Genomic DNA, 12,726 nt, shown 5'->3' on the forward strand with positions numbered 1-12,726 from the left:
GTAGTAATGTATTAAACTACACAACCTATAAGGTTGATAATGCAATTATCTATTATGGCAATCATAAAAGCTGAAAATGGACAGATAAGTGATAAGGTAGTTATCCTTGGGAACATGGAAAGGCAGAAAACCATTAATTCATACCTCAATAATGTGGAAAAAATCTCTGAATATGCAGGGTATTACACCTATACAGGAGAATATAATGGACAAAAAATCACAACGGTGTTCCATGGTATCGGAATTCCATCCATGGCACTTGTTGTAGATGACTTGATTTCCGCCGGTGCGAAAAAAATAGTCAGGTTCGGTTCGGCATTTTCCGTCTCAGAAAATGTAAAACCCGGAACAGCCATTCTTCCCATAGGGTACTCTTACAATTTCGGTGGTGTATTCAAGCAGTATCTTGGTGATTCTTACTCCATTGCACTGACACCGGATTACGGAATGCTTAAGGCTGAAGAGGAAAAACTCTCAAGGACAGGCATTGACAAAGTTGTCGGAAATGTCTTTACCAGCGACGCTTTGATGACTCATAATAAACAATTTGCAGAAAAACTCGCAAAGGATGGAAATATTGCAGTTGAGCTAGAAGGTGCTGGACTTTATTTCATTGCCAAGTTAAAGGGAGTTCAGGCTCTTTCAGTTCATCTGGCATATGGAAACCTGGTTACCGGAGAAACTCTGGCAGCTGATAAAATAAACGAAAAAGAGAAAAAAATATCAGAAACACTGCTCAACCTGCTTTCTCAGTAAATATTTTTATAAATTTTGTTATTTAATGCTATATTATTACAATTTATTTTTTACAAATTCAAAAAGACTAACAATATTACTACAAGTCTATCTTATAAATACTCCAAAGCAAACAGAGTACGGCATAGAAGAATTTGCCACTATGTCGTTTTTTATGGTTTATACAATGGATTCGCTTCTGACTGCCAGTTTCATGAAATATTATACACCCTCAATTCATCTTTTACTAAATGTCCGAGCTTTCCTGCCAATATCATAGTAATTTAGAGACTATATATATCCAGAACTGCTTTCAAATCCCGTAAAGCGATTTGAGGAGGAAACGGGACTTCAGTATTATTTCTCACACTCTGGGCAAATTCCATTATTTCCGCAGTGTAAACATCGTATTTCTCCACATTTGCATTTTTCCCGTTGAGTATAAGGTCGCCGTAGACAGTCCTTTTTGGAGTTCCCACATCCCAGGAAGTCCTTGACTTTGGATCCTCATATATGGATCCTCTGTCACCTATAATCTCAAATGCCGGTAATTCCGGTGGGTTTCTGTATGCCCATGAATAGAAAAACAAACCCTTGCTGCCATTTTTGAAGTTAAATAATGCTACTGTGGTGTCCTCTCCAGATAAAATGGAACCTCCATGCATACTTTTGCCATGGATGCTTTCATAGTCACCACCAAAATTCAACATTGTATCTATATAATGGATTCCCCCATCTATCAGGGCTCCACCGCCCATCTTATCCTGTTCGACTCTCCAGCCTTCATGCTCAAAAAGTCTCTGGTCTCTGACTATAATGGCATTTATTCTGCCTATCATATTGTCTTTTATCATTTTCACAGCTGATCTTACTGAAGGATCAAAAAAATACTGGTCAGTTACCATGAACTTGACATTATAATCCTTTGAAGCCTCTATCATAGCTTCTCCATCCTCTATGCTGGTTGCTATGGGCTTCTCTACCAGGACGTTGCTGCCGGCCTTCATTGCCTTTATGGCCATTTTCCTGTGCAGGTGATGTGGAACCACCAGATCCACTATATCAAAATTATCCCTGATGGCATCTTCATAACTGCTGTAAACGTTTTCAATATCAAATTTTTCCCCTGTTCTTTTTATCACATCATTCTTTCTTTCCACTATGCTGATTTCCATGTCTTTTATGCCTGAAAGGTGTTTCTGCCCGAAGTTGTTTACGCCCACCACCAATATTTTCATAATATTGTAATATGAATAATATTAATTACTTTTCTCTTTTACATAACTATCAAATTTAATGGCAAATATGGTTTAATAGAAGTGATTTTCCCTCACAGTTTTCGCTTCAGGCAATATCAATATCAATATTAATATACGGTTTCCGAATTGATTATCCATGGACGCAGTAGAATTATTAATGCATGACCATGCAAGCATTAGAATAACCGCAGAAAACGATCTACTTAACTCCCATGATATGATGGATTTCCAATTATTTCTTATGAAGATTCATGTGGCTGTTGAAGAGAAAATCGTATTCCCAGCACTTGTTGGTGTTGTAGATTACAATACAAGAAAGACCATAGACACATTGATAGCAGACCATAAACTTCTGGACAAATTCTACGGAAACCTGCTAAAGTGGAAAGAAGAAGAAAATCCACTATATACAAATCGGTTGCCATTATTTTACAAGACACTTACATATCATAATTCACAGGAGGAAAAGCTTGTGTTTCCTGCCTGGAAACATATGGGGAAAGAACCGGCAGAAAGGGCATTGAAGGAGGCACATGAGATAATTGAATCTGCAGGTATAGATATGTACATGAAAGAGACCGGAGTCTCTCTGGAGATGTTAAATTATATATTTCTCTAATTTTCATGGCTGTCATGGAATGTATTTTTTTCTTTCAAAAAGGATTTACTTGCAATAATAAACTTGTTGTTATCCATGTCACGCTCTATTGAGATTTTTCCGGCCATCGAAAGCATTTTTATCCTGGATGTTATCGTTTTCCTGCCAATTCTCTCTTTCCTTCCGGATTTGATTATCTGCCTCAGATTTTCCCCATTCAATTCCCTGATCAGATCATCCACATTTTTATTATTAAAATACAGGATATTAGCCAGAAAGATAAAAAGTACAGTGGAAATACCGGCAATTCCCACATAATATGGTATATTACCAAAATAGGTAATTTTACGCGTAGCCGTGTAAACCTTACCGTTTTCTGTAACCTTTACAGATATTGAATTTATTCCTATTCCTAACTTGGAATTTAACACCTTGCCACTGTTTGAATACTTGCCGTTTACATACCAGGCAATGGTTGCATTTTTTGTCTGGTTTCCTTTAATTACGACATAAAGGCTACCACCACTGTTCATTATTTTGATACTCTGGATTCCTGCATTAGATTTGTGGGGACTGCTAATTGTATTGTTGTATGTAAATGTATAATTCTCCATATATGAATAGCCTGCACTGTTTGTTACTATGAAATTTACGGTATAATTTCCACTTTTAATGCCGGTGAACGTGAGATTAAATGTATTATTATCAATAGAGCTATATGTTTTATTTAGTACCCGGGCAGTGATATTGTAATTTAAGCTGGAATTTACATTCAGGAATAGAATAGTGTTATTGAATTCTACTTTTTCCCTGATGGAATTTATAGTCACTGTATATGGTGACAAAATGGGATATTCTGAGTATAAATCAATATTGTTGCCAACTGCCATGATTACAGTATTATTCATATGGGACAGGTAGCCGTCCATTTTTATTCCTAAATTTTCCATACTTCCATTACCCGCTTTAAACAGCATGCCATTGCTGGAACCGAAGCCATTTGCAATAAAAAAGAAACGGTAATAGAGTTTCCCATTGATCGCCATTGATATGTTGCCTTCCCTGAAATATGAAGATATGCCATTATTCGTGTAAAAATATGTTACATTGTATTTTCCCCTCATTTCATTGTACCCATTATTTGACACCATGCCATTGGGGGTCACAGTGTAGTTCTCTATACCGGTACTGTTCAATGCAATGATATTGATATTTCTGGACGTATTGACCTGCAATATTTTCAGGTTGCCCAGATTTACAATTTTCCCATTTGCAAGCATTATATTTCCATGAAGATTATAAAAAACGTAACTGCCATTGAAAAATAACATATATGTCATGTTGTGATTTTCAATGCTTTCATGGTGCATGGACATATTGGTTCCATCAATGCTGTATATGCTGGTAACCGTGCTGTTCCATGTATAATAAATATAGTGGTTACCATAGTGTAAAGATGAGAGGTTTCCATTAAAATCCGGTGAAATCCTGGCAATTAATGAATAGGTATTGTTATAGTAATTATATCGTTCTATGCCTCCCCTGGAAGAGACGTAAATCAACGAATTTAGGTCACGGTCGGTATATACAGTATTATTTTCATCCGCAGGGGCTGGGTTAAGTCTGTACGATTCCTCATGCCTGAATGTGTAAACACTTTTTGTACTGGAAAATACAAATTTTCTGTAATGTGTAATACTTATATGCCCAATGGTCTGATTTGAAAATTTGCCCCCGAACTTGAACGATATATTATTAACACTGTATGGATTTTTAAGCGCAACAGTAGCAGGTATTGCAGGCGATTTCCCATCCCATATTAAAGCATGGTTTTTCATTCCACTGGAAAATACCATGTGGAGGTTATATGGAACATAACACCGTGAAAAATTCAATATGCCCTTATAGTTTTTAGAACCAGATACTGTAGTCACACCACTGTATAATCTTCCGTATGATATGCTCATTAGAGTTTTTCCATTCTGCATTAACATTATATTGTTTCCAGTTCCACCATTGTTCTGAGAGGAAAGGTACCCGGTTATGTTGAAGGTGTATTCAGTATTGTTAAATGCTGATTCATTTTCTACATAATATGATGGCGTGCAACTTGAAGTGGCAATATTGACGCCTCCATCTGATAGATTGGTTACATCTGTGGTCTCTCTGTCACCGGTAACGTAATAGGGTAATGTGATGTTTTTATCTGCTGCCGTGATATGCAAGGGACTGGCAAAGGTAAATGCAAGTATCATTATAATTATTAGTGGTAAAACTCGCCTGAGTCTCATCAATGGTAATGAAATTAAATTATAAAAAGTTCTTTTCAATAGATTCAATATATAATATATATGCCTATGATACGTATTGTGGAAATAATTAATAAAAGGAATAGGCTAAATGCTTATGGCAGAAATTGCAGATAGAGAAATGAGGTGTGCATAATATGGAAATAAAATTTCTGGGTAACTGGTCTTCCCACATACAGGCCGGAAAAAGAAACGTATCAATGATAATCGACAGGCATATTGTTCTTGATTGTGGTCCACATACAATAGAATCCATGCTGGAATCTGGAATTGACCCGGCTAAAATTGATAAAATACTGATAAGCCACATGCATCTTGACCACTATGGTGGATTAGCTGAAATACTCTGGTACAGAGGTTCCAGAAATATAAAAGATGAACTTACAATTATGGGTCCAAAGGGCATAAGAAAAAATATGGGAAGAATCCTCCAAATTTATAACACACCCGACAATGATAGATTCCAGATAAGGTCTAATTATGTGGAAATACATAATAATGGAGAGGTATACGAAGTCAAAACAAATCTTGTAGATAAAAGTGAGAATGATTATATTGAAGCATTCACTGGGAATCATATCATCCCGGACAATATGTACAGAATAGAGTATCAGGGACATACTATTGCATATACTGGTGATACGGCCTACAACACTAACATTCCCCTTGTTGGGGAAGATGTTGATATATTTTTCCATGAAATGACTTATCCTGACGAGAAAAGCGAAATAGCTGAATTCTGGAGGCACTCAACGTACTCATCAGCAATGAAAGGTTTCTCAGAAAGCCATGCCAGGAAATTGGTACCTGTGCATCTTACAGATGAAACTTTGTATCTATTACAGGGAAAGGATCATGAAAATATTATTCTTCCAATAGGTGATATAAAACTGTGAGTATATATTCTTAAATTTGCATTTTAACATTTGAAATAAAAAAACAATGAATATTTTTATGTAAATAATTTCTTCGATGGATTTATCTATATTAATTCTATTATATTATATGACAATGGTTGATGATGCTCTGCAGATTATCAAAAAAGCCAAGAAAGAGGAGAATGATAATCATTTAAAATATGCAATTAAACTTTACCGGGAGGCTGCTACACTTTTAATGAATTCGGCCAGAGTTGAGAGTCCTGAAATAGCCGGCCACAGAAAGACACAGGCCAGGTCAATATTTTCCATAGCCGACATATTACAGATGAAATTACAGTCAATGGAAGAAAAAGCAAAGAAATCAAACCCCATGATACTATCAAGTGAAACTGTACAGGAAAACAAAATTTTTTCTCCGGTGCCAGCTAATCGCGAACCGAAAGATCTATCCGACAATACTAATAGTAAAAAACAAGCTGAAGAAACAGATGATATTTTAATTAGCAATGCGAAAAACAGTACTGAGGACGAGGAATTTCTCAGTGCCATGGGCATTGACAACATAAATATACCCGAAACCTCATTTGAAGACGTTGCCGGACTTGATTCCGTTAAGGATGAAGTAAAGGTCAAGATATTGCTTCCCTTGATAAAGAAGGATCTGGCAAGGATGTATGATATAAACGCAGGAGGGGGGATATTAATGTATGGCCCACCGGGAAATGGGAAGACTTTCATAGCCAGAGCAATAGCACATGAGGCACATGCCTATTTTATCAATATAAATCCATCAAATCTGCTAAATCAGTGGTTTGGCAGGTTCGAAAATAATATAGAAACACTTTTCAAATATGCATCAAAGCATTCACCTGCAGTGTTGTTTTTCGATGAAATTGATGCTATTACGCCAAAAAGGTCCAAAACAAACTCCAGCTACATGAAACGGGCAGTTCCCGCATTACTCTCTGAAATGGATGGAATAGTTGGAAGAAAAAACACACTACTTATTATTGGTGCCACAAACAACCCATGGGATATTGATGAGGCATTTTTAAGGCCGGGTAGATTCGGCGAGCGCATATACATACCACCCCCTGATGTAGTGGCCAGGGAACTCCTGTTCAAAATGTACTTGAAAAATGCCTTGCACGATGAAATAAATTATGGTTATTTCTCAGAAATCACTGAAAATTTTTCTGCTGCAGATATAAAATATATTTGTGATAAAGCAAAGGAAAACGTTTTCAAAGAGGTCACAAAGACAAATATTTTAAGAAATATCACAGAAAATGATATACTGGAGGTAATTCAGGCCAGTAAACCATCCGTGAGCAATGATCTCCTTGCTAAGTATATACAATTCAGGGATTCCTGAAAATTAATAAAATTATTTAGCACCAGATTTTGCGGTTTTAATTTTTCCTTCTTCTATTTCATTGATCTCCTCAAGAGTCTTTCCCTTTGTTTCAGTGGCAAGGAACACCGTTGCCAGGAGTCCAATAACAGATAGCCCAGTAAAGAAGAATAGGCTTGTGCTGAATCCATAGATTGTTACAATAAATGGAAATGTTGTTATTCCCAGTATGGCGCCAACTCTGCTTACAGATGTGCCGAATCCCTGTGCCGTTGCCCTATCTTCTGTTGGGAATAATTCAATGGGATAAACAAAATCGGTAGACCCTGGACCTATAGCCTCAGTTACATAAAATATAAGGAACATTGCAAATATCAATGCACCGTCAGTGATAAACGCTGATTTATTAGGTACATAAAATGTAATAATTCCCAGTGCTGCAAGTGAAACCACCATTCCTGAGAATCCGATAATCGTTATGCCCTTTCTTCCTATCCGGTCTATCAAAAGTATGGCTATCACGCTTCCCAATATGGCAAACATATCGAATACAGCCGAACCCAAAATTGCCATTCTGGCCTTAAGTCCCAAAAGTTCCAGTATTGTGGGGCTAAATATACTGATTCCATAGAATGAAGCATCAAAGGTAAACCAGAATATTCCAACAAAAAGAAGGCTCTTGAGGTATTTTCTGCTTAATAATTCTTTTAATGGATTCTTATTATCCCTCTTTATAATTGCTAAATTGTCCGTCGTTCCTGTCAATTCTCTCTCAACATCAGCTGCCTCCTTAGTCTTACCCTTATTGGTAAGCCATCTGGCAGATTCAGGGACATCTCTTCTCAAAATCAGTATTATTACAGCAGGTATTATTCCAAGAAGAAACATATATCTCCATGACTGATTTCCAAGGGGCAGTAACAGAAAACCTGAAATAGATGCAACTGCCGCTCCCAGGAACCATGAAAGCACATTGGTCACAAGAAGTTTTCCCCGGTATTTCACAGGCGAGAATTCACCTATAATCGTTGCTCCTATAGCATAATCTGCACCTAATCCCAGACCAAGTATAAATCGCAAGATAAACAGCGAGGCAAAATTCCATGAAAATGCTTCGGCAGCAGTGAGTACAATGAACAAAGCCATATCATACATATACATTGTTCTCCTGCCGTAGAGATCAGTTATATACCCAAAAATAATTGCGCCAAATAGCATTCCTATGACTGTAGAAGCAGCTATCATTGCCTTCCCAAAATCCGTATTCAACCCATATACAGGTTTTGACATTACTATCAGTGCCACTGATATTATAGAAATATCATAGCCGTCCAGGAATGTTCCACCAACCGATAAAGCGGTAATTTTCTTGTGCAGAGAGTTCATCTTTGCATTATCCAGAGCATTATATCCCATAGGGATTCATAGCCGTTGCATATTTAAGAAAAATCCAAATAGAATATTACCAGGCTTATATGGATATATAAAATATATATAAATTTAATAAAAAAATATTTTCATCACCGTGCAGCACATTTCTTTTAGGCTGGTTTATACACCTGCCTGTTCATGGAAATTTGTTAAACAGTCATAATATTACAACAGAAATTAAAATTAGTATTCAGTAGAATATGAAAAGATCTCCACATCTTAAATTATAAGTGTGATTTTTCCATAGATGAAATTCAGAATATGTCGATAAAAAATCCTACAAGGAAAATGACATTGGTAACCATTCTCTGATTAAATGAACTCCATACCATTGAGGCACACGGCATCAGCATGGAATTATGCATCAGTCAGCACAAGAACAGATATAAGGGCATATATTTCCGTAACATTGTGTAAAAAACCAGAGAGAATCATTATAATGCCCAGGACAGTAAACATAACAATAGTTTTTTTCTTCTTACGAGGTTGAGCCGACAATTCTACTAAAAATAACCATTTCTCTGATTGTAAATCATAATCGCCGTGGTAGAAATAGAAACATTTTTAAATATAATTATTATAGAATATTGACGAGATATGGAATATAAAATAACACAAAAAGACGTTGATGAATACATGGATATGGTTTTAAACAAAAATCCTATGAGCAAATTTGTTTTTGATATGCTTTCAAAATTATAAGTTTAAACCTTAACTCCGCAATTTTTTAGGGAATATATTGGTTCCAAGTCTGTCGTCTATCTTTCCAACGCTTGAAGGTATTTCGCTCAGTGTTTCCTTGTTTCCCTTGATTATTTTGTATACCTTTGAGAATTTCAGAAGCACGTCCTTTACTGACAATTTATCGGTTAGATCAGCAGCCCTGATCAGGACGAATATGCTGCAATACAGGTAAAGTGAGCACTGATACCCCTAAAGAGGCAACACTGTAACCGGCAGTGACCTTAAGACTCGGCAATGGGTTCTTGCGAAACCGTCTGGACCGTGAGGAATGAAGACGAAAACTAAGTAAAAGTGAGAACCTCCAACCCTTTAGGATGGAGAGTATGTCAGAAAATATAAAAAGATGGATTATTTTCCATTCTGCAAATATTGACGATAATAATTCTATCATTGCTATACTTGAGAAACAGTTGGCTATAGTTGAAAAAATTAAAAGTATTGCGGATATCAGGAAAAAACCAGACATTGTTGAAAAAACTCTTAATTATTGGCTTGCCACGGATATATATGGTGATTTCCCTTACTCTGCTATGGATTTTGATATATTAATGATACAAAACCTAAAAAACGAAATATCTCTGTTAAAAACAACACTAATTAAATAAGGTTAAAAAATTATATTGGGTATATCTAAACTCATTATACATTAGAAAGTTTTAAAAATTAAATTAATAAAAGGTTTTTGTTTATCTGGAATGTTTAACGAATAAAATAAGTATTCCTGCAACCAGAGCAAATAATGCCATTCCATAAACACCTGCAACGAAATGACCTGTAACTGTTTCAAGACCACCTACCACGATAGGGCCGACTATTCCACCCAGATTGCCAAGACCATTTATAAGTCCAATGGAAGCCGCTGAACTTTCTCGTGGAAGCGATTCCTGTGGTATATTCCAGAACACCGGCAGAAACGTGAATATTCCTATAGCCGATATGGTGAAGAATGTGAAGGACAAATACACATTAGATATAGTAAATGCGCTAACTGCCAGTCCTATGGCGGCAATAAAGAATATTATGGCCGTCAGCTTTTTCCTATCACCTGTTTTATCGGAGTACCTTAATATGAAAAGCAGTGCTATTGCAGCAACAACATAAGGGATATCTGAGAGAAAACTAGCTAAGGCTGCATTTCCCTTTACACCTGCAAATGACTCAATTATTGAAGGGAGCCAGATGGCGTATCCATATAAGGCTGTAACACCAAAGAAATAAACAAGCGTGAGAATGATTACATCCGGCTCTCTTAAAGCCTGTTTCCAATTCACATTTAATGCCTTGGTTTTCTGTTCCTGATCCAGCTCACCTTGTAGAGAATCCCTTTCAGGCTTGCTCATCCACTTTGCCTCTTCTGGAAAATCTGTTAAGACAACCCATAATATTACAACTGAGATTAAAGCCAGTATCCCCTCGAATACGAAAAGATATCTCCATCCAGGATTAGGTCCATAAACTGTGAATATAACACCGGATAACAACCCTCCAAATATACCAGCAACAGGAATTGCAGCGTTGAAATAGGCGTTTGCAACTCCTCTTTCCGATTTTACGAACCAAACACCCATGAAGAACATAACACCTGCATAGAATGGAGCCTCTGCAAGTCCAAGCACAAATCTAAGGGCATATATTTCCGGAACATTTTGCACAAAGCCCGTGATAATCGTTATAATTCCCCAGGCAGTAAATGCAAAAGCAAATATCTTTCTTACTCCCACCTTATTTATCTGTAACGTCGTGAAAACCTGAGGTATGGCATAAGCAACAAAGAACAGGGAAGATGCAATCCCTGCAATAATTCCTGTCTGTGACGTTGGCACACCTATATCGTGGAACATTCCTGCCGCTATGCCATATGATAAATTCACACGGTCTAAAAAGTTTATCACATACAAGAAAAACAATATGGGGGCTATCCGTATATATCTCTTTTTCAGAGATGAAGCAACACTAACTCTAGTTGTTTCCATTTAAATATATCTACATGATATATATAAAATGTTGCATGATAACAATACTCATGCTTATACATAGTAGTTTATACATTATACATTATACATTATACATTATACATTATACATTATACATTATACATTATACATTATACATTATACATTATACATTATACATTATACATTATACATTATACATTATACATTATACATTATACATTATACATTATACATTATACATTATACATTATACATTATACATTATACATTATACATTATACATTATACATTATACATTATACATTATACATTATACATTATACATTATACATTATACATTATACATTATACATTATACATTATACATTATACATTATACATTATACATTATACATTATACATTATACATTATACATTATACATTATACATTATACATTATACATTATACATTATACATTATACATTATACATTATACATTATACATTATACATTATACATTATACATTATACATTATACATTATACATTATATTCCTATGGAGAAATAGTTCTTCAGGCGTTTAAATCAAACCTTAAAATAAGCAACTTTAAAGATCCACAATGAAAAAATACTGATCTGTTATATCCTGAACTAAAAGTTTATATCTTGACTGATTATGGTTTTTATGAGACAAATGAACGCTAAGATAAAATATCTGGCTATTGTCATTATTGTAATAATAATCATAGTAAGCGGAATATCCTATTTCATAATTTCCGGTGAATCCCATTTTGCCTTTCCATCAAGCAGCACAATTCATAATGACCTTGGAAAGAGTACAAGACTTGGTCAATCAAAGATAGTGGTATCCGGGCCAACTAATAATATATCTAGTATCGAGACATTATATTACACTGACAATACTATAGAGTTATACCTCCTGGCATCTCATCCATTTTCCACTTCCAGGTGAATATAACAGGTTCGTTGTTTATTTCCTGTATATATTCCAGCATGCGGTTCTTCAGTTCATCCTTTGAATCAACCCTTATTCCCCTGAGCATGGAACGTGCCATCTTGCTGAAGAACATCTCTATTATGTTAAGCCATGATGCATGTGTTGGTGTAAACACAAAGTTAAATCTCCATGGCCTTGATGAGAGGTATTTCATTGTCTCTTTTGATGTATGAACACTGTGATTATCCATGATTATGGTGATCTTATAATCATCCGGGTAATATCTGTCAACAAGTTCAAGCCATTTCACAAATTCAAGGCTCCTGTGCCTCTCTTCCACCAGCGGGATTATCTGCCCTGTTATGAGATCAATGCCAGCCATCAGGGACAATGTCCCATTTCGCTTGTAATCATGATTTCTTGATATATAGCCATGCTTCTCATCTGGCTGCTTATCTGGATATATATTTCCTATTGCCTGTATACCGGGTTTTTCATCATATGAAAGTAAGGCAGTGAGT

At 35.8% G+C, this 12,726-nt stretch carries 11 protein-coding genes and 1 pseudogene; 6 read left to right on the forward strand and 6 right to left on the reverse strand.

The annotated features are described in order from the left end of the window. Positions 1–54 precede the first annotated feature (54 nt). Entirely contained in the window at positions 55–756 is a 702-nt protein-coding gene (locus AMDU4_RS02680) for a purine-nucleoside phosphorylase (RefSeq protein ID WP_290703984.1), read from the forward strand. A 263-nt stretch (positions 757–1,019) separates the two neighbouring features. On the opposite strand, the gene AMDU4_RS02685 is transcribed toward AMDU4_RS02680, so the two are convergent. Continuing rightward, positions 1,020–1,973: a Gfo/Idh/MocA family protein gene (locus AMDU4_RS02685; protein WP_021786446.1), complete on the reverse strand. Its 954-nt coding sequence runs from the start codon at positions 1,971–1,973 to the stop codon at positions 1,020–1,022. A gap of 157 nt (positions 1,974–2,130) precedes the next feature. On the opposite strand from AMDU4_RS02685, the gene AMDU4_RS02690 reads away from it, so the two are divergent. Next, the gene (locus AMDU4_RS02690) at positions 2,131–2,613 is read left to right on the forward strand and encodes a hemerythrin domain-containing protein (protein WP_021786447.1); all 483 of its coding nucleotides are present in this window, start codon (positions 2,131–2,133) and stop codon (positions 2,611–2,613) included. Here the strand turns inward: AMDU4_RS02690 and AMDU4_RS02695 are convergent. Next, positions 2,610–4,883: a hypothetical protein gene (locus AMDU4_RS02695; protein ID WP_021786448.1), complete on the reverse strand. Its 2,274-nt coding sequence runs from the start codon at positions 4,881–4,883 to the stop codon at positions 2,610–2,612. The genes AMDU4_RS02690 and AMDU4_RS02695 overlap by 4 nt on opposite strands. Positions 4,884–5,038: 155 nt before the next feature. Here AMDU4_RS02695 and AMDU4_RS02700 point away from each other — a divergent pair, with 155 nt between their 5' ends. Both AMDU4_RS02700 and AMDU4_RS02705 read left to right on the forward strand, forming a co-directional pair. After that, a complete protein-coding gene (locus AMDU4_RS02700) occupies positions 5,039–5,797 on the forward strand; it encodes an MBL fold metallo-hydrolase (protein ID WP_021786449.1) in 759 nt (252 codons plus the stop codon). A gap of 115 nt (positions 5,798–5,912) precedes the next feature. Continuing rightward, complete coding sequence (locus AMDU4_RS02705; protein WP_290703987.1) at positions 5,913–7,157, forward strand: AAA family ATPase; 1,245 nt, start codon at positions 5,913–5,915, stop codon at positions 7,155–7,157. Between the two features lie 12 nt (positions 7,158–7,169). Here the strand turns inward: AMDU4_RS02705 and AMDU4_RS02710 are convergent, their stop codons facing one another. After that, positions 7,170–8,552, reverse strand: coding sequence for an MFS transporter (locus tag AMDU4_RS02710; protein ID WP_021786451.1), 1,383 nt, complete (start codon positions 8,550–8,552; stop codon positions 7,170–7,172). Positions 8,553–9,278: 726 nt separating this feature from the next. After that, a pseudogene (locus AMDU4_RS02715) lies at positions 9,279–9,488 on the reverse strand (IS1634 family transposase); the annotation flags it as partial. A 146-nt stretch (positions 9,489–9,634) separates the two neighbouring features. Between AMDU4_RS02715 and AMDU4_RS02720 the strand changes: the two are divergent. Further along, complete coding sequence (locus AMDU4_RS02720; protein WP_290703990.1) at positions 9,635–9,916, forward strand: hypothetical protein; 282 nt, start codon at positions 9,635–9,637, stop codon at positions 9,914–9,916. 81 nt (positions 9,917–9,997) lie between these two features. Here the strand turns inward: AMDU4_RS02720 and AMDU4_RS02725 are convergent, their stop codons facing one another. Next, on the reverse strand, positions 9,998–11,284 hold the full coding sequence (locus AMDU4_RS02725; protein ID WP_021786455.1) for an MFS transporter: 1,287 nt from the start codon (positions 11,282–11,284) through the stop codon (positions 9,998–10,000). 657 nt (positions 11,285–11,941) lie between these two features. Here AMDU4_RS02725 and AMDU4_RS02730 point away from each other — a divergent pair. Beyond that, on the forward strand, positions 11,942–12,220 hold the full coding sequence (locus AMDU4_RS02730) for a hypothetical protein (RefSeq protein ID WP_290703993.1): 279 nt from the start codon (positions 11,942–11,944) through the stop codon (positions 12,218–12,220). Here the strand turns inward: AMDU4_RS02730 and AMDU4_RS02735 are convergent. Beyond that, positions 12,171–12,726: IS630 family transposase (locus tag AMDU4_RS02735; protein ID WP_290703996.1), on the reverse strand; the 556-nt coding region annotated here is incomplete at its 5' end. The genes AMDU4_RS02730 and AMDU4_RS02735 overlap by 50 nt on opposite strands.

Source organism: Ferroplasma sp. Type II, from assembly GCF_000496155.1.